The organism is Hymenobacter sp. B1770, assembly GCF_049896385.1.
Taxonomy (GTDB): Bacteria; Bacteroidota; Bacteroidia; order Cytophagales; family Hymenobacteraceae; genus Hymenobacter.
The window spans coordinates 279,885-298,642 of sequence record NZ_JAFCUF010000006.1; the positions used below are offsets into that span (position 1 = coordinate 279,885).

14 protein-coding genes and 1 pseudogene are annotated in these 18,758 nt (G+C 58.3%); 8 read left to right on the forward strand and 7 right to left on the reverse strand.

Annotated features, from left to right (window positions below; translation table 11 throughout):
- Positions 1–216 precede the first annotated feature (216 nt).
- A complete protein-coding gene (locus tag ACP7AJ_RS14170; RefSeq protein ID WP_426060861.1) occupies positions 217–834 on the forward strand; it encodes a DNA-3-methyladenine glycosylase I in 618 nt (205 codons plus the stop codon).
- A gap of 300 nt (positions 835–1,134) precedes the next feature.
- Here the strand turns inward: ACP7AJ_RS14170 and ACP7AJ_RS14175 are convergent, their stop codons facing one another.
- Both ACP7AJ_RS14175 and ACP7AJ_RS14180 read right to left on the reverse strand, forming a co-directional pair.
- Positions 1,135–1,629 (reverse strand): hypothetical protein, encoded by a 495-nt coding sequence (locus tag ACP7AJ_RS14175; RefSeq protein WP_426060862.1) that lies wholly within the window; start codon positions 1,627–1,629, stop codon positions 1,135–1,137.
- A 33-nt stretch (positions 1,630–1,662) separates the two neighbouring features.
- Entirely contained in the window at positions 1,663–2,307 is a 645-nt protein-coding gene (locus ACP7AJ_RS14180) for an ABC transporter ATP-binding protein (RefSeq protein WP_426060863.1), read from the reverse strand.
- 158 nt (positions 2,308–2,465) lie between these two features.
- Here ACP7AJ_RS14180 and ACP7AJ_RS14185 point away from each other — a divergent pair, with 158 nt between their 5' ends.
- From ACP7AJ_RS14185 to ACP7AJ_RS14195, 3 genes are all read left to right on the forward strand, one after another.
- On the forward strand, positions 2,466–2,732 hold the full coding sequence (locus ACP7AJ_RS14185; protein WP_426060864.1) for a hypothetical protein: 267 nt from the start codon (positions 2,466–2,468) through the stop codon (positions 2,730–2,732).
- Positions 2,733–2,753: 21 nt separating this feature from the next.
- Complete coding sequence (locus tag ACP7AJ_RS14190) at positions 2,754–4,136, forward strand: hypothetical protein (protein ID WP_426060865.1); 1,383 nt, start codon at positions 2,754–2,756, stop codon at positions 4,134–4,136.
- A 284-nt stretch (positions 4,137–4,420) separates the two neighbouring features.
- Positions 4,421–5,476, forward strand: coding sequence for a PKD domain-containing protein (locus tag ACP7AJ_RS14195; RefSeq protein ID WP_426060866.1), 1,056 nt, complete (start codon positions 4,421–4,423; stop codon positions 5,474–5,476).
- A 23-nt stretch (positions 5,477–5,499) separates the two neighbouring features.
- On the opposite strand, the gene ACP7AJ_RS14200 is transcribed toward ACP7AJ_RS14195, so the two are convergent.
- Together ACP7AJ_RS14200 and ACP7AJ_RS14205 are read right to left on the reverse strand one after the other, a co-directional pair.
- Positions 5,500–5,985, reverse strand: a complete 486-nt coding sequence (locus ACP7AJ_RS14200; RefSeq protein ID WP_426060867.1) for a DUF6756 family protein — start codon at positions 5,983–5,985, stop codon at positions 5,500–5,502.
- Positions 5,986–6,044: 59 nt separating this feature from the next.
- On the reverse strand, positions 6,045–7,409 hold the full coding sequence (locus ACP7AJ_RS14205; protein WP_426060868.1) for a glycoside hydrolase family 88/105 protein: 1,365 nt from the start codon (positions 7,407–7,409) through the stop codon (positions 6,045–6,047).
- An 820-nt stretch (positions 7,410–8,229) separates the two neighbouring features.
- Between ACP7AJ_RS14205 and ACP7AJ_RS14210 the strand changes: the two genes are divergently transcribed.
- A complete protein-coding gene (locus ACP7AJ_RS14210) occupies positions 8,230–9,684 on the forward strand; it encodes an OmpA family protein (protein ID WP_426060869.1) in 1,455 nt (484 codons plus the stop codon).
- Positions 9,685–9,820: 136 nt separating this feature from the next.
- Here ACP7AJ_RS14210 and ACP7AJ_RS14215 read toward each other — a convergent pair whose 3' ends face one another.
- A complete protein-coding gene (locus ACP7AJ_RS14215; protein WP_426060870.1) occupies positions 9,821–11,104 on the reverse strand; it encodes a cation:proton antiporter in 1,284 nt (427 codons plus the stop codon).
- A gap of 335 nt (positions 11,105–11,439) precedes the next feature.
- Between ACP7AJ_RS14215 and ACP7AJ_RS14220 the strand changes: the two genes are divergently transcribed.
- The 3 genes and pseudogenes from ACP7AJ_RS14220 (at position 11,440) to ACP7AJ_RS14230 (ending at position 15,407) form a co-directional block, all read left to right on the forward strand.
- Positions 11,440–11,877 carry a DoxX family protein gene (locus ACP7AJ_RS14220; protein ID WP_426060871.1) on the forward strand — a complete coding sequence of 146 codons (438 nt, stop codon included), beginning with the start codon at positions 11,440–11,442 and terminating at the stop codon, positions 11,875–11,877.
- Positions 11,864–13,003, forward strand: a pseudogene (gene chrA / locus ACP7AJ_RS14225) (chromate efflux transporter). Before ACP7AJ_RS14220 ends, chrA begins: the two are co-directional and overlap by 14 nt.
- A gap of 2,131 nt (positions 13,004–15,134) precedes the next feature.
- Entirely contained in the window at positions 15,135–15,407 is a 273-nt protein-coding gene (locus ACP7AJ_RS14230) for a T9SS type A sorting domain-containing protein (protein ID WP_426060872.1), read from the forward strand.
- A 187-nt stretch (positions 15,408–15,594) separates the two neighbouring features.
- On the opposite strand, the gene ACP7AJ_RS14235 is transcribed toward ACP7AJ_RS14230, so the two are convergent.
- On the reverse strand, positions 15,595–17,235 hold the full coding sequence (locus tag ACP7AJ_RS14235) for a family 43 glycosylhydrolase (protein WP_426060873.1): 1,641 nt from the start codon (positions 17,233–17,235) through the stop codon (positions 15,595–15,597).
- Between the two features lie 72 nt (positions 17,236–17,307).
- Positions 17,308–18,372, reverse strand: a complete 1,065-nt coding sequence (locus tag ACP7AJ_RS14240) for a glycoside hydrolase family 43 protein (RefSeq protein ID WP_426060874.1) — start codon at positions 18,370–18,372, stop codon at positions 17,308–17,310.
- Positions 18,373–18,758 lie beyond the last annotated feature (386 nt).

Genomic DNA, 18,758 nt, shown 5'->3' on the forward strand with positions numbered 1-18,758 from the left:
TTGCTTTTTAGCTAAAATTTTTCTTTACTGCTTGGTTGAGGCGCAGCGCCACGTAACGCCAACTTTGTAGTTCGCGTCCCGGAACGAAACCCGAACAGTATCCAAACGATTCGCAAACGGCGCTGGGACGCGAACCACAAAGTTCGCGCTACGGGCTGTGGTGATTGGACGTTTTTGCCTTCCTGCCAAAGCCAGCGGGCTGAACTACCTTGTGTTATGAGCTTACATTCAGAGCCTGCAGCCGACGGTCAGTGTGCCTGGGCCAATCAAAGCGAGCTGCTGCGCGCTTTTCACGACCACGAATGGGGCGAGCCCGTGGCGGAACCGGCGATACTGTTTGAGTACCTGGTGCTGCACACGTTTCAGCTTGGTTTCGATTTTCCAGTGGTGCTGAAGCGGCGAGAGGGCTTTCGGGAACTGCTGGAGAACTTCGACCCCGAGCGACTGGCCCGGTGGGGAGAGGCCGAAATAGAGGAGGTAATCGTCAATCCGCGCATACTGCGGAACCGACGTAAGCTGGAAGCCACGGTGCGCAACGCCCAAGCCTGGCTGCAACTGCGCGCCGAAGTGGGCGAAGAGGAACTTTTGCCGTTTTTCTACGCCTATGTGGGCGGGCGCACCGTGGATGGGCAGCGGAGTGCGGCCAGCCCCGCGCCGCTCTCGACTCCGGAAAGCATCGCCATGAGCCAGGACTTAAAGCGGCGGGGCTTTGTGATGACCGGGCCCATGACGTGCTATAACATCCTGCAGACGGCCGGCATGGTCAACGACCATTGGCTGACTTGTAGGCGGCACGCTGAGTGCGCGGCGCTGTCAGCTGACTGGGGGCGATAAACCTGTTGCCGATAGGCTAGCTTTTCTTGTCGGTCCCAGCAGGTGGGCCCAGCACTTTTACCTTATCGCTCTTGGCCACGTCAAACTCTTTTTCCACGCCGTTTCGGAAGCCCCGGCCCGCGCCCAGCAGCAGCACGAATATCCCTTAGTACACGCCAAAAGCCGTCAGGAACGTGCGCAGCTTGTTGCGGCGCATCGTGCCCAAAATCTCCTGCCCTTTGTCGAGGTCAAACATTTGTAATGCAGAGCGCAGGGAACAGCATGACGGTCTTTCTTTTAGTTTTTGATTTAAGAACAGGTTCAATGCTGGCAGCGCTGGCGCACTTTTTCAAGGCGGGCGGTTACGTCTTTCACCACGGCTTCGTTGGTGGTGAAGAGCGGGAGGGAGAAGCTGGTGTTGCTGCCTTTCTTCTGGTTGTTTAGCTTGATGTTGAAGTGTTTTTGGCCTTTGTCGTTGGTGGTCGGCTCATAGGTGAGGGCGGTGACGTTGGCCCACTCGAAGCTCATTTTCATTTCGAATACCCCGTTGTCCATTTTCATGGCCCAGCCCGAGTCGCCGCGGTTGAAGCTTACGGCCAGAGGTTGGCTGGTTTGCACGTCGGCGCCCCGGTCGCGAATGAGCTGCTCGGCGTGGCAGCCGGCGAGGGTAAGCGTCAGCTCCTGCTTGGGCTTTTGCGGGTCGCGCATCAGCTGGTTGATTTGCCGGGCCAGGGCCTGGGTTTCCGTGGTCGGCGTTGTTTGAGCCTGCGCTACTGAGCAAATCGACCCAGACAGGATAAGTAGGAGCGTTTTCATATGAGTTGGGATTGGGGTTATTTGGGATTGGGGTTATTTCTTCACAATCAGGCCGTCGCGCACGCGAATCATGCGTTGGGTTTGGGCGGCAATGTCGTTTTCGTGGGTTACGATGACGACCGTCATGCCGGCGCCATGCACCTGCTTGAAGATGTCCATCACTTCCTGCGTGGTCTGGGTGTCGAGGGCGCAGGTGGGCTCGTCGGCCAGAATGAGCTTGGGTTGGCTAATGAGGGCGCGGGCAATGGCCACGCGCTGCTTCTGCCCGCCCGAAAGCTCACTGGGCAGGTGTTCGGCGCGGTCGGCCAGGGCCAGCCGGTTGCGCTCGCGGCGGCTCACCTTCTGGTAGTAGAGGGGCAGGGCCACGTTCTCCAGTGCGCTCTTGAAGCTGAGCAGGTTGAAGGATTGGAAGACAAACCCGAGAAACTGGTTGCGGTAGTGCGCGGCCCGGGTCTGCGACAGGTTCCGGTCGATGCGGGTGCCGGCCAGCGTGTATTCGCCTTGGTCAAAATCGTCGAGAATGCCCAGGATTTTGAGCAGCGTGCTCTTGCCCGACCCCGATGACCCCCTGATGCTCACCAGCTCGCCCGCCCCAATGTGCAAGTCGATGCCCTTGAGCACTTCCAGGCGCTGGGTGCCCACTGCGAAGCTCTTGCGAATGTTGCGCAACTCTATCATAATGCCAAACCCGGGTAAATGTGCTTCGAAACTATGTAGTTAGCGATATGTACTTTGTTAATCATCGGGAGGCGGTACTTGCAGGGTTTCGGGTGATTGATGCAGCCATTGCTGGCGAGGTTGCCTAGGGCGAGACAATTATCTCACTGGGTATTGAATTGATTGTATCAGACCTGTGGGCCAACTACCGGGCGGTGCTTTGTCGCCTAGACAAGCGGCAGCGGGGGAGGAGCATTTCAGAAGAGTACAGGACAGTTGGCGCGGTCAAGGAATGGTCCTTGCAACGGTGCGCCGCTCGCTTGCGCTTTTCCGTCATGCATGGCATTGGTTGGAGGAATCTTGAAGGCGTGGGCAACCTGATGGTGCAAGGCAGTGAGCCCTTGAAAAACGGGACGCTGCAACAGCTCAAATCAAAAGCCTTTTAACGTGATAGCCACTCGCTGACTATGAAAAATGGGATGATGCTGGCAGCCCTCGGCTGCACTCTTTTATTGGCTGGAACGGCGGAAGCGCAGATTGGGCGCCGGTTTCCCTCGGAGCGGAAAGTGGTGAAAGACCCCGTGACGGGTACCCCGCTCACCTTCCTGACCAGCTCGGCGAGCGGCGATTCCAAGATTTACCAAACCCACAACCAGTGGACTTCCGACGGGCATTGGCTCATTTTCCGGTCGGGCCGGGTGAGGGGAGAGGCCATGGCGGTGCACGAAAAAACGGGCCAGATGGTGCAGGTGACGGAAGGCGGCTTCACGGGCATGCTCAACATTGCGCGCAACACCATGAAGCTGTATTTCATGCGGCGCCCGCCCGGCGAAACGGCTCAGCAGCCCGGGGCATCGGCTGGCGCACGGGCCTCGGCTGGGCTGCAGATTGTGGAGGTAGACTTGGCCAAGCTGTTTGCCGACAGCAAAGCCGGCCGGCTGCAGGCCGCCAGCGAATACCAGCGGGTGTGCGGCACCACGCCGCCCGAGCTGCAGGCTGGCGGCGACATGGCCCTGGACGGCGACGAGGCCTGGGCCTACTTCCGGGTAGGCCGTGAGGAGGCAACCCGGTACCTGGCGCCGGGTGCCAAGCTGGAACAAAATTTCGGCCCACGCAACATGGGCGCCGGGCCTTCGGGCATTGCCGCGATGAACGTGCGCACGGGCGCCCTGAAGCACGTGGTGTCGGTGCCTTTCCAAATTGGGCACATCCAAACCAACCCCTGGGTGCCGGGAGAGCTGGTGTTTTGCTGGGAAACCGGCGGCAAGTCGCCCCAACGCACCTGGACGGTGCAAGCCGACGGCCGCGACCTGCGGCCCCTGTACCCGGAGGCGGAATACGAGTGGGTAACGCACGAGGCCGTGATTACGCGGGATGAAACCGCCATTGCCATCATGGGCCACCGCAAAATTCCGGGTTCAACCAAAGACGTGGCCGCGGGCACGCCCGTGAGCGGCGCCAACCCGGGGCAGGAGGTTGCCTGGGGCCCTTCGGGCACCCGCGAAAAGCCCACGGGCCTGGGCATTATCAACCACCGCACCCGCGAAATGACCATTGTAGGCCAGACGCCGAGCGGCAGCGGCCTATGGCACGTGGGCGGCTCGTCGGACGGCCGGTGGGCCGTGGGCGACGATTTTGCCCGCAACATCTACCTGATTGACCGGCACACCCGCGAAATGCTGCTGCTCTCGGCAGGCCACAAGCAAACCGCTGCCGACCACCCGCACCCCACCATGAGCCCCGACGGCACCCGAATTCAGATTCAGTCGGCCATGCTCTCGGCCGATGGCCGGAGCATGAACATCTGCATTATTCCGGTGCCGAGGGCGTGGCTGAAGCGGAAGTATTGAGATTGGTTGGGTAAAGCTCGCAGCCGTGGAACCTCACCCCCAGCCCTACCGGGTACGACCCCTCTCCAAAAGAGAGGGGAGCCACGGCGGTGCGAGCCTCTGTTAGTTAAAAGTTAGCGCTGCTATCCACCGACTTCGAGTACGCTTAAATCGTGAAAATCCGAATAAACACAGTGAAATCTTTATTTCAATCACTCGGCTCCCCTCTCTTTTGGAGAGGGGTCGTACCCGGTAGGGCTGGGGGTGAGGTTCCACGGCTGGCAAGATGCTTCGCTACGCTCTGCATGACGGTCTTATGTATTGCCATTACCCAATCTGCCCGTGCGCAGGAGGACCGGGGCTTTAAAGTCTATCAGTTTCCGCCTAACATGATTCCGCGTATCGATGGCAAGGCCGACGATTGGGCCACGTTCCCGCGGGAGTACATTGTGGGCACCAATGAGCTTCGTGAAGACTCCGGCCGCTACCCCAAGCCCGATTCTACCAACCTCGATGTGAAGGTGCGGGTGGCCTGGGTAGCGGGCCTGAATCGCCTATATTTCCTCTACGAAGCCTACGACAACTACTGGGATTTCGCCCTGCCCTGCCTGCACCACGACACCTTCGAAATCGTGGTGGACGGCGACCTCTCCGGCGGCCCGCTCACCGCCGAACTGCACCCCAACCAGGACCTGCCGTTGATGGAGCGCTACTTCGCCTTTCACGGCGTGCACGCGCAGAACTACCACATTTTCATGCCTGCCGAGGGCAAGGACTGGGCCCTGGCCTGGGGTAGCCAGCCCTGGATAAAGCGCCTGCCCTATGCCAACATCGCCTACTCCTACGATTTCCGGCCCGGGCAACCCGGCAAGCTCACGGCCGAGTTCTGGATAACGCCCTTCGACTACGCCGGGACAGAGGGCCCCGCCCGCGCCGTAGAATCGGTGCTGACAGATGGCAAGAAAATTGGCCTCACCTGGGCCGTGATTGACTACGACGACGAACGCGACGAAAGCAAAAAAGGCTTCTGGAACTTGTCGAAAAACCACAAGATGTACGGCAATTCCAGTCTGGGCACCATCTTCACGCTCCTGCCCCTGGCCGAGCAGTACCGGCCGAAACTAGCGGCCCAATGGTCGTTCGTGGTAACAGACATGGCTCGGCGCCAAGTCGCGTTCACCGACGAAAGTCGTGGCCCCATCAAGCGCTGGCACTGGGATTTTGGCGACGGAACCACCTCCACCGAGCAAAGCCCAGTGCACCGCTACAAAGAAGCCGGCAAATACATCGTTGTGCTGGACGTGGAAGGCCCGGCCGGTAAGGCCCGCATGGCCAAGGTGTGGGACGTGGCGGTGAAGTGAGAGGTGGTCCCTAAAACAACATCCTAATCCGGCTTCACCATTGGCAACAAAGCTTCCATTTTCGGAATTATGCTTTTCAAGCCTGTTAATACATCTTGGTCAGTTTCGCATATTAACCAATCGTACTTTTTCGAAACGAGGTAATAATTAAGCGAATAGTGTTCGCGCAGCACCGATTGTATAGCGTGAATCTGACCTTGAAAAAGCCAGAATTTACTTGGGTCTCGGTCGATGTCGCAAGCGACAAACCAAACCAATTCCTGTGCATCAATTAACTGGTGCAAGCATTCATAGGCTTGACCGTGCTCGAAAAAGATGCTGTAACGCGGACTTTTAAGGCTTTCCCGCCACCAGTTGAAGTGGGTATTGGACGATGTTTTAATGACAAAGGCTGCCTGAATTTTGTGAAGCACTGCTGGCCATGCGTGAATGCCGACTGCGTCGAATGCTTCGGGAGGAAGTTGCAGTTGTCTGGCCAGTTTGAGGAGGTCATCTTTAAGTCCGGGCATGACTGAGCTGTTTGCAGTGGCAAAAAGCAAGGTAGTGATTCATCAATGCAACGCTCTGTTTACCTAAGCGTCTGCACTGAACTGTCGTTAATTCCATAGGGGTGCTGCTTGAGCAGCTGAATAGTTTCGGCCCCGGCCAGCAGCACCGGGCCGTAGCCGTGCGCAGCGTATAGGTTGATGGGGCGGTAGTAGTAGAAAGCCGGGTCGAAGCCCATGCCGGTGCCCACGCAGGTGCCTGCTACCTGACCCTGGGCGGTGACTTTGGTGCTCACCGCGTTCCAGGCCAGCAGGGCCATGGGGCCGTAGGCTTTGGCGTCGAGCCAGCCTTGGTTTACGGCGTGTGCAATGGCGTAGGCGTAGATGGCAGTGGCCGAGGTTTCGAGGTAGGAATCGTTGCGGTCGAGGAGCTGGTGCCAGAAGCCACTGCCCGACTGCCGGGCCGCCAGCCCGCGGGCGTGCGCGCGCAGCAGCTCCAGCACGGCCGGGCGGCCGGGGTGGTCGGCGGGCAGCACGTCGAGCAGCTCTACTTTAGTGAGCAGGGCCCAGCCGTTGGCTCGGGCCCAATGAAACTCGGGGTGCTCGGCCATGTCCTGCACCCAGCCGTGCATGTAAAGGCCTTTTTGCTGGTTGAACATGCGCGGGGCAAATTGGGTAATCTGCTTCACGGCCTCGTCGTAGTAGCGGCGCTCGCCGGTGAGCTTGCCCATCTGGGCTAGGGCCGGAACGCTCATGTACAAGTCGTCGAGCCAGAGCGTGTTGGGCTGCGGGCGGTTGCGGGCCAGGGTGCCGTCGGGCAGTCGAAACTCCTTGGTCATGATGTAAGTCATGAAGTTGTCAATCATGGGCCGGAGGTCGGCGCCCGCGCCGGCGCGCTGCGCTTTTATCATGGCTGCGCAGATGGCCCCGGCATCGTCGAGGGCCTTGGGGTTCAGTACCGAGCGCATGGGGGTAGGGGCCTCGGGATTGGCGCTTTGGTAGGCGCGGAAGTAAGGCACCAACTCGCTCAGAAATTTGAGGCGGCTGTTGGTGTAGGCCGCGAATTTGGGGTCGCCGGTAGTCTCACTGGCCCGCAGCATGCCGGCGTAGGTTACGCCCCACTCATAGCTGGTGAGGCGGAAGTCGCCGGGCCGGATGATGGCGTCGGGCACAAACTTGCGGCGGTTGGTGAGCGTGGCGTTGGTTTTTTTGTCGACCAGTTCGGCGGGTGTGGCCGCGTTCAGGTAATTATATACCCGGTCGAGCACCTGCTTCACTTCTTCAGTTTTCACTTGGCCGTAGGGCACGGGGTAGTCGGGCTTGAGCAGGTGCAGCGGGGTAGTGGTGTCGTTGGTTTTGGGCGAGGTGGTTTGGGCCAGCAAGGGTGCGGCACCCAGCAGAAGCGCCGGCAGCAGTAGTATTTTGCTGAAAGAGAAGAGAAAGTGCATAGAAGACAGGAAATGAGAGACAGGAAGTTGAGGCGGCATAACTGGCCGGTTGTCTTGTCTGGCAAGCTGGGGTAGCCTCCACCATACGAAGGGAAACTTACTAGTCTGCGGAGGCTAGTGATGCAGTGTGGGGAAGGTAGCAAGTCCTGCCAGGGCCACCTTCATGTACTTTCGGGTGCCGGCTGCGTTTGTGGTTGGATTGGGTAGGCCGACTGTTGGAATTAGCACCATGAACCCAGGCGCCGGCAAGGCTAGCTAAAGCCAAATGGAAGAATTATACCTAGGTATTTTGCTCCAAATCAGATGAATTCGAGGGAAGTGCATAGCGGCCAGCCAGCACTGTACGCTTTGGGGAACGATGCTCGAAAACGGGAAGGTGCTTCAGGCAGGAGGCTTGTTTTAATCTCGGCATTGCCTGGCTTACAGCTTAATAAGCGGCCGCCAATAGGCCAGAGCCAGCGGATGGCAAAATGTGCTCTCAATGAAGCTCAGGTGGTTTTTACAGGCGCTGGGGCACCAGAAATGGCCGGGCTGCTGGTGGGGTTTGGGTGTACGTACGAGGATTCTTTCGCTCGATTATCGGGACAAGCGCAAGCTCTGGGATGGGAGCCAGAATCGCCAAAGGCCTATTTGTCAGCCGGACCAATCCGCTTGACTTTACTAGCTTTTTCGTGGCCGGCAACGCCCGGACAGCGCGGGCTCCCTACGCGCGGTATAACCTTCTGGCACATAAAAAGTATAGAAGTATAGCCCATAAGTCAGCCAGTGCGCCTCTTCGGACGCTGCTGTCGGGCTTTTTCATCACCCAAACACCTTTTATATGAGACGTTCTCTTACTTCCCTGCTGGTTTTGCTGGGGCTCACACTAGCAGCGGTCCCGGAGGGACATGCCCAAAGTGCCGACCGCAAAACCGCCATCAGCCTTTCTGGTAGTGCCTACCAGTACAAAGGCAACTTCGGTTCAAATTTCTGGGACTGGAGCAGCAACAACTACGGCCCTGGGATTGGCGTGAATCGCTACCTGACTTCCGGCCTCGACCTGGGCCTGCACCTGGGCTACGTAGAGCTAAAAGGCAATCAGAACGCGGCCAACTTCTTTAACACCAATGTGGTGCACGGCAACCTGGCGCTAAAACTGAAGCTGAACAACGGTTGGGCCATCAAAGAAGACGCCGTGATTCAGCCCTATCTGCTGCTGGCGCCGGGCCTGACTTATCTTAGCCGCGAAGGGCAGATTCGGGGTCGGAATACTGACGAAAACACCACCCACTTTGACGCCTTTGGTGCCGCTGGTATCAACTTCCGCCTCAGCGACGGCATCGGTTTGTTCGTGCAAACCGGGCAGCACATTCCCCTCAACGCCAACATCGACGGCGAGCCAAACCGCGACGTCAACAGCTTCGACGACCGGTTTCTGCAGCACACCGTGGGGGTAAATATTGCCTTCGGCAAGCCCAAGGACACCGACGGTGACGGCGTGCCCGACCGCAAAGACAAGTGCCCGAACACGCCCACCGGTGTAGCTGTGGACCCCAACGGCTGCCCGCTTGACCGCGACGCCGACGGCGTGCCCGACTACCAGGACAAGTGCCCCGATGAGAAGGGCCTTGCTAACCTGGAAGGCTGCCCCGACCGTGACAGCGACGGCGTGCGCGATGGTGACGATAAGTGCCCCGACACCCCCGGCAAAGTAGAACTCGCGGGCTGCCCCGACGCCGACAACGACGGCGTAGCCGACCCCGACGACAAGTGCCCCGACACCCCCGCCGGCACGCAGGTAGATGCCACGGGCTGCCCATTGGTGCTCGACCAGGATAACGACGGCATTATCGATAGCTTGGACCGGTGCCCCGACACGCCGGCTGGTGCCCGCGTCGATGCCAACGGCTGCCCAAGGGTGGTTAACCCCAAGATTAAGGCTCTGGAAAAACCTGTTCGGTTTAGAACTAACAGCACCATCATCGAGCGCAGCTCGTACCCGGCCCTCAACAAAATGGTGCGGGTATTGAAGGATAGCACCGATTACAGCCTGCGTGTTACCGGCCACGCCGACAGCCGTGGTACCGACGAGTACAACCAGGGATTGTCGGAGCGCCGGGCAGAAGCGGTGAGGCAATACTTCACCAGCCGAGGTGTCGACGCCAACCGCATTATTACGGAAGGCAAGGGCGAATCGGAGCCGGCAGCTCCCAACACCTCGCCGGCCAACATGTCGCGCAACCGCCGGGTCGAGTTCAAGTTCGACTTCGTGCCTGCGCCCGCGCCCCAGCTCTAATCCGGAGCCGGTAGGTTAGCACAGAAAAAGGAGCCGATTGATTGGGTAAAGGAGTAACTCTCCTAGCTCAATCAATCGGCTCCTTTTTTTGTGGGCTGGCGAGGGAAGCTTTGGGTGGCTTGCTCGTGTCGGCACCTCAGCTGGTCTTAATTTCGGACCCGGCCGGGGGCGGCAACAGCGGCGCCTGCAAGGGGCGCCCTTTGCCAAAGAAAAGGGCGTAGAACCCCGTGATGCGCCGCTTTTCAACCAGGAAAAACAGCAGCGTGCAAAACACCGTGGTGCCCATGATAACGGCAAACGTCATGGTTTGGATGGCGGCGCCGTTGGGGATGCCCCGCTGCACGGGCAGGGTGGCCAGCACGGCTGCGCCCAGGCCTTTGGGTATCATAATGCTCATGATGGCCATGTCGAGCTGCGGCGTCTTGCGGCCGGCCGTGGCCAGCACCACCGGAATACGCACCAGAAACAGCACGGCCGCCATGCCCAAGCCCAAGGCGATGAGGTAGCCGTTGTCGAGCACGATGGACATGCCCACGTACACAAAGAAAAAGGTGCGCAGCAGAAAGACGATTTCCGCGAAAAAGTCTTTCTCCATGGCCGTGAGCTCGACGTGGCGGGCGGGAAAGTACTGGCGCAATCGGCGGGGCCGGAGCAGGGTAACGTTGGCGAGTGTGATGCTGAAAAATAGCACCGCAATGGGCCCGCTGAAGTTCAACATCTCGACTAGGCCGTAAACGATGAATACGAAAGCGGGCGTCGAAAACCGGGTTTTGAGCAGCATCGGCACATGGTTCAGCAGTATCGACCAGAGATAGCCGCCACCCACACCGGCCAGCAGCGCCACCACCAGCGACGAGATAATCTGGCTCAGGAGCGTGACGATGTTGAACGAAGCGCCGGTGTACACGCTAATCAGGGCAATGGGGATGGCCAGGGTAAAAATGTCGCTCAGCGCCGACTCCATGACCAGTGTGGTGGAGGTCTGCTCCAAGATGTGCACCTTGCGCACCAGCGTGGTAACTACCGCCGAGGACGTGCCGCCCAGAATGGTGCCCAAAATCAGGGCACTCAGCAGGTCGAGCCCGCCAAATAGCTGGGCCAGCATGGACACCACCAGCGTGGTAACCACAAAGTTGAGCGTGGTGAGCCCTATGGTTCCCCGCAAGGCCGAACGCAGCTGCTCAAACCGCACCTCCAGACCGCTCTCAAACAAGATGAACACCAGCACCAGGTTGGAGAACACGCGGCCGGCCCGCCCAAAGGTCGCGGGGTCGATGAGGTGGAAAATAGGTCCCAGCAGCATGCCCACCAGCAGCAGGCCCACCACATCGGGAATTTTGGTGCGGTCGAAGAGCTGAGCCAGGTAGTGACCCAGGAAAATCAGAAAGCCAATGAGGATAATTAATATGGGAGTAGTCATAGCAACTTGCGCCGAGAAAAGGAAGGAAGGAAGGCGCGAGCTCGCCAAATTAAGTCGGCCAACGGCAGCAACGCCCAGGCGCGAACCGTGGCGCGCAGTTGTTGGCGTTCGGCCTTAATGGAGCAGCAAGGCCTTTTCGGCGGCACAGGCTGGTCGTGCAAGCAGAGAACGGTGTAAGGGGTGGGGTGCATCTTTGCGGCAGCTCGTAGCGCTCAATTGCCGCCGCTTGCTACGGTATAATCATTTGTAAAGTAGGGTTGAATGCTGGATAAACGACCCAAAGACTCCAGCGTCTTTCCGCAAATTCAGCCCCCATAAAGCCTCTTATACCAGTTGTGTTTCGAATTCCGCGAACCGATAATGCTGCCACCACCATTCTGATTCGGTTGATGGTGGGGTTGGTCTTTTTCACCGAATTCCTACAAAAATTCATTTTGCCAGAGCTGCAGGGCGCTGGGCGCTTTGCTATAATTGGACTGCCCACTCCCAATTTTCTTGGCACTTGGGTGGGCAGTTTCGAAGCGGTGTGCGGGCTGCTTGTGCTGATGGGCCTGCTTACCCGCGTGGCTAGCATTCCTCTGCTTATTATCAAGCTCGTGGCCATTTTCACAACCAAGGCCGAGATTCTGGCCAACAAAGGCGTGTGGGACCTGCTGCACGAGAGCCGTACCGACTGGGCGATGCTGCTGGGTAGCCTGTTTTTGATTATCAAAGGCGGCGGGCGCTGGTCCGTCGACCGCCAACTGACGCCGCCTCAGTATGCCCGCCTCTGATGCCAACCGCCTCCGGGAAGTGGCCGGGGTGTTTTTCCGCCTCGGGTTGCTGGCCTTTGGCGGCCCGGCGGCTCACATCGCCATGATGGAGGACGAAGTAGTCCGCAAGCGCCAGTGGATGACCCCGGAGCATTTCCTGGACTTGGTGGGCGCCACCAACCTCATTCCGGGCCCCAATTCCACCGAGATGACCATGCACTGCGGCCACGAGCGGGCCGACATGCCCGGGCTGGTGGTGGCCGGGATGGCCTTCATTATTCTGGCTGTTACCATCACGGCGGGGTTTGCCTGGCTGTATCAGCGTCAAGGGCAGCTGCCGCAGGTGGCACCTTTCGTGTACGGCATTGCGCCGGCGGTTATTTCTATTATTCTGGGGGCGGCCTACACGTTGGGGCGCAAGGCCGTGAAGCCGCCGCTGCTGGCCGTGCTGGGTGTGGCTACGCTGGCCGCGGCGCTGCTGGGCCTGAACGCTATAGTGGTCCTGCTGGGAGCAGGGATGGTAGGAACACTGGTGCACGTGCTGCGCCAGCCGCCGGCTGCCGGCGATGCTGCCCGCGCGGTTCCGCTGCTGGCGCTACCGGCCGGGCAGCTAGCGAGTCGCCTCTCGGCCAGCGGCGGGCTTTTCTTCACCTTCCTGAAAATCGGCGCCACGCTCTATGGCAGCGGCTACGTGTTGTTTGCCTTCCTGGAGGGCGAGCTGGTGGCGCCCGGTTGGCTTAGCCGGCAGCAGCTACTCGATGCCATTGCGGTGGGGCAGTTCACACCCGGGCCGGTGCTGTCGTCGACCACCTTCGTGGGCTGGCAACTCGATGGGCTGCGCGGGGCGGCCTTGGCCACGGTGGGTATTTTCCTGCCCTCGTTCGTGTTTGTGCTCGCTCTGAACCCGTTGCTGCCGCGCCTGCGCCGGTCCTAGCTGTTCTCGGCTTTTCTGGACAGCGTGAACGTAGCTTCCGTGGCGCTTATCGCCGCGGTGCTAGTAGCCATGAGCCGAGAGGCGCTAATGGACTGGCGCACGCTACTGATTGCCGGGTTCAGCATTGCCGTCACATTTGGCTACAAAAAGCTGAACAGCGCTTTTATCGTGCTGGGCGGGGCGCTGTTGGGCTATTTGCTGACGTTGGTATAATGAAGCAATATCTGTGCTGGCAAATCCTGGTGTTAAGCTTATGAGAAGGCTATCGCTAAGGAGATTATTGCAATAGCATTTTCCATACCTGGCAATTGATTAAGTACTACAATAAAAGAGTCAATTACATTATCATGTTGAACAATGTCAAGCCTATAACTACATTCTGCAAATGTGGTTAAATATAATAATTAAGACAAAAATATGTTCTTTATAATTTTAAAGTTAAAATTATTATTGAAAAAGTTAGATTTTATCTTTTTATGTTATTACCTTAGGTTACTAAACAAAGCCAACGACCTTAATTAGTAAAGGTTCGAAGGCGGGTGACCTCGCGTACTACTTGCACAGGCCAGTAGGTGTATTGTGTTGTGGATAGGCCTGTTATGGCATCGGAAAAGCCGATTATCGATTATTGCTGTAGGCTAATTACCCTTAGCGCTTAAACGCTCAATAGGTTTCTGTAAATAGCCTCCCCACTCTACCATCATGGGTTTTCCATCGCCATTGGCAGTGGACGGGACGCTTTTTGCCCCGCGAATTCTAGTCTATATGTACCATAACCCCGCAAAGGAACTTGGTCTGCTGCTACTCTAGTAGCCACTTCTGACTCGAAGCAAATTCCAAAACTTTTCCGTCAAACGTCATGAATATAACCTTTAAGACACCCAATTTTACCTATGCAGAACTGTGTACACTGACCTCAAATTATTTTGCAAAGCGTGGCACTGCCAGTTGGCTTCACTGCTTGATTCTGCTATTGGCGGGATTGCTGTTATCTGGCAGTGCGTTAGCACAAACCCCAGCACCACTAAACTGCCCATCCGTAAATCGTTGCACTGCCAATGACTTAACAGTTCTTGACGCCTATGTTGAGGGAGCTGACGAGTGCACTTGTACTGATGGCCTAAGGAATGTATACCTGAGAATACGAAATAACAACAACTCGTTACGAACATCTGTCGCCCTTTTCGGAAACCTATCGGGCAGTGTAATAAATGGGACTGGGAGCGTACCAACAATATTGTGTGGGGGCCCAATACTACCAAAGGATCAGCAGCCTGCAGATGGTAGTGGTCAGGTTATTCTAGCAGGTCAGGTTAATGTAGTATGCGGCCAGGCACTGACGCTTACTGACGTTTTTATTGCATTTACAGATGCTTCAGGTACTACCACCGGTGATACCAAAAACAGCTGCAATACTATTATAGCTGACAATTGCAAAAGCATTGCTCCTAAATGCGGTACTGTAGGAACACTTACTATTAGAACTCCGCTATCAGCTGTCGTTTCCAGTGCCACCAGTGTCTGTCCCGGAGGAACGGGCTGTATCACGTTGACAGTGAGTGGTGGCACGAGCCCTTACTTCTATACCGTGGACGGTATAGCGGCCACACGCACCACAACTAGCACAGCAAATGCTCCAACTTTCTGTGGCCTTACGGAAGGTCCTCATACCATCGTAGTTACTGACTCGAAAGCTGGAACAGCTTGCACAAAAACGGTAACCGGCACTGTAGGTACCACCGCCGCACCTGCTGCACCGACCTTAAGCCCCACTCAGCCCACCTGTACAACCGCTACGGGCAGCATTACGGTGACAGCCCCTGTGAGCACTACGAATACTACTCCTCCCACATATACTTACAGCCTGGACGACGGCACTTTTGGCACTGCCACCACATTTAGTGGCCTTGCTGCCGGGTCGCGGCACTGTGTCCGAGTAAAGAACGCAGCCGGGTGTATTTCGAGCGAAACCTGCCTCACACTTAATGCCCAGCCGCCTACTCCGGCCGGACCCAATGTCCTGATTACGGAGTCTACGCTTTGCGGGACAGCAACTAGGCCCACTTTGACGATATGCAGTCCGGAAATTGGAACCAGTTATGCCATCTATGAAGCAAATGGGACAACTGCGCTTTATACCACTGCTGCCTATACCTCAGGCGGAGCGGCCTTGACATTCCCGATGAACGAAGGCAAGGGCTTCAGGGTCATTGCTACCAATTCAGCCGGTTGCGTATCTGACGCCACCACTTGCTCAAATAATCCTTCCCGTATAGTATCCTCAGCCAACTGCACTACAACTACTACTAGTGGCGTGGTTATGGGCGAATCGGCAGATAATGCCATGGTCTCCAAAGATATAAGTACCGAGGCTTACCCGAACCCGACCGGCCGGGATGCGACTATTAACTTCTCGGTGCCCAAGAGCGGGCGCGTAGTGGTGGAAGTGTATAACTCCATTGGCTCGCGGGTCGCTACCCTCTATGACGGCAAAGTTTCTGCTGGCGAACAGCGCTCAGTGGTTCTGAAAGGCAGTACGTTGCCCTCGGGAACCTATACCTACCGTGTGATTTCCAACGGTAAAACGAAAACGAGTCGCATCAGCCTAGTGAAATAGGCACCGACGACCCGATGCTAAAAAGACCCGTCCAAGTCGGACGGGTTTTTTTGTTGCGCTGAAGGCTCATTTGTCCGATTAGGGCTCATCCGCTTAATATGAACATCAACGTGTTGCTCGCACAGGTAAACCGATGGGCAATTGGCCAGTCGACCCATGAAGTGGCAGTAGCTGCCCACCGGCCAAGCTATTGCTGGCTATCCAGCGCAAATCGCTCGAAAGCGGCCGTGACCGAAGAAGGGCCTTGGGCAATGACACCCACGCGCACGCCGCGGTCCCAGGGCGGCAGAAACTTGCCGTCAATGGCGCCGTCATTGGCCAGCGGGTTGGTCCAGGTGGTGCCGTCGGCGCTCCACGAGAAGCGGTAGCTGTTGCCGCCGCTCACCTGCATGCGCAGCTGCACGGCTTTGCCGGCGGTGGCGGGCAGGGCGGTTTCGGCCAGCACGCGCTGCTTGCCGGCGCGCCGCTCCCAGAGGCGGAGCTTGCCGCCGCCCGTGGTTAGGGCCAGGGCGTTGTTGGGGTCGCCGTGGGCCGCGAGGCCAGCGGCCGTGCCTGCGGGCAAGCTGGAGGGCGTCAGCAGCGTGGTGCTGGCCGTGTAAGCCGCCGTGAGGGTGTGGCGCCCGAGCGCTGCGCCGCCCTTTGCAGGGTGGGCGGTGAGGCGGAGCTGGCCGTTGCTGAGGGCAAATTTGGGCTTGTCCTCGATGGGCCACTGCCAGTCGAGACCCAGCTTGTCGCCGGTAAACTCATCGGCAATGGGGCGGGTAGCGGCGGGGTTAGGCGTGGCGGGCACGCTGGCGTTGGCCGTAAACTCGGGCCAGTTATCGTCTTTCCACACAAACTCACTTAGCACACCTTGGCGGCCCACGTTCTCGAAGCTGCTAGTGGCGTAGGCGTGGTGCAGCAGAAACCAGCGGCCGTCGAAGCCCTGCGTGACGGTGCCGTGGCCGGGGCAGCGCCAAGTTTGGCTGGCCGTGATGATGGGGTTGCGCGGGTGTTTCTCCCAGGGGCCGAGCAGGCTTTTGGCGCGGGCTACTCCGGTGCCGTAGGTGCAGGACGGCCCGCAGCAGCCGTTGGCCGCATAAAAGGAGTAGAAGTAGTCGCCGTGGCGCACCATGCTCACGCCTTCTACCAGGTTTCCCTCCCAGGGCTCGGTGTTGCGGAACAGCTCGGTTTTGGTGCCGGTCAGGGCCGTGCGGCCTTCATTCAGTGGCTGGGCCCAGATGGGCGTGGGCTGGTTGATGCTGTTGCCGTCTTCTTTCCAGATGAGATACAGCTTCCCGTTTTCGTCGCGCATGGGGAAGCCGTCAATCGAGCCGGCGGCCTGGGCTACCAGCGGGCCGTGGTCGGTGTAGGGGCCTTCGGGGCGGTCGGCGCTGGCCACGCCCACGGCTAGGTTGCCCCCTTTTTTGTGGGCGGAGTAGAACACGTAGGTCTTGTTGCCCTCGTGGGTGATTTCCGGGGCCCAGAAGTAGTAGTCAGCCCAGGCCGGGAGCTTGTCCGGAAACACGTGGCCGACCAGCTGCCACTCAGTCAAATTATCGGATTTCAGCAGGGGAAACGCCGGGCCCCAGTTCGACGATGTGGCCGAGGCCCAGTAGGTGTCACCCACCTTCACCACAGAAGGGTCGGGGAAGTCGCCGGGCAGCACCGGGTTGGCAAAGGGAGCAGGGGCAGGGGCTGCCGTTGCCGCGGCAATCGGGGCCGTTGTAGAACCATCCTTGCTCCCAGTTTCACTTACCTGGGCATCCGTTGGGGTTCGTTGGCAGGCTACGGCCAGTAGTCCACCAACTATCAGAAAAGGCTTAAGCTTTGAAGCGGTGATATTCATACTTTCAAGTGAAAAGCAAGGTGCTACGCGTAGCAGATGAAAAATTAAGAGCCGAGCGCCCGTGGAAGGGCACTACTCTCCCCCGGGGCGGGGCAGGGCTGCCCCAATCGATACCGGCGTGCCAAAATCGGGCGTGCCATCGGCGCGGTAAGTGAACGGCTGCATGCGGGGGTTGCGGGCATCGCCGCAGCCCTGGTTGGGGCGGCTATTGGCGTGGTAAATCAGCCAGTCCTGCTGCCCATCCTTGGATTTGAAGAAGGCGTTGTGGCCTGGCCCGTAGGTGCCGGCCGTGGCATTGGTCACAAACACCGGCGTGGGGGTTTTGGTCCAGGCTGCGGCGTTCATGGGGTCGGCGGTGGCGGAAGCCGTGAGCATGCCCAGCGCGTAGTCATCGGAAGTACAGTGGCTGGCCGAATACACGAGGAAGGTTTTGCCGGCGTTCTTCAAAATCTGCGGGCCCTCATTCACGGGCAGCACGCCCTGCTGCTCCCATCTGAATTGGGGCCGCGACAGCTCTACCCGTGCGCCGGTGAGGGTCCAGGGGTTGCTCATGCGCGAGATGTAGAGGCGCTGCTCTTCGGTATTGGCAGCGGCGTGGCCCGACCACACCAGGTAGCGCTGGCCGTTCTGCTCCAGCACGGTTGGATCAATGGCCCAAAAATCCTCGTTGGGGTTGAAAACACGGCCCTTCTCTATCCAAGTGCCAGTGGTGGGGTCGGCGGCGCTGTTTTCCAGCACCCACATGCGCTGGCCGCCGCAGCAGTTGCCGGGGCCCGCCGTGAAATAGATGTACCACTTGCCATCCAGAAAATGGAGTTCCGGCGCCCAAATATCGCGCGAGTTAGCCCCGTTGCTGGGCGGCGTCCAAACCACCGTGGCTGGGGCACTGCTGAGCTCCGACATCTTGGCCGTTTTCCGCAGGGTCACGTTGTTGCCGGTGGTGGCCATGTAATAATAGAAGCCGTCTTTCTGGTACACCCACGGGTCGGGGCCCGACGAGAGCAGCGGATTGGTGTAGGTGGTGCTTACCACGGGGGGCGTCACCACCGTCGGCGTAAACGGAGCCGGTTCTTTTTTAGCGCACCCCAGCAGCCCAATCAGCAGCCAGCCAGTAAGTATAGAGCGAAGTTTGAACATGGGCGGAAGGTAAGGTAATGGCCAGGTAATTCAGGATATGCAAGGTTACGTATAACGATGCAACAGGGGGATTAAAGAACTAAACAAGGCCGAAGGCATTTATGGTTGGCACCATTCAAATCTCAAGAATTAAGAAGCTATAACTCATGTACGGGTACAAAAGGGGCCGGAACGAACTGCTGCTTTCCCACCATAAACGGCCGCTCCACCCGCAAGGAAATGAAGCGGCCGTTGGTATGGGGCGTGGGCCAGAAACTGCCTCCAGTCGTCGTTTTGCATGATACACAACAGGTCCACATCCGTGCGCGGCAGTGGCAACAGGCGCGATTTGTCTAGCACAAAGCTGTTGAAGTGTTCGTCCCTGGCCTTCAGTTGGTCGACGCCCG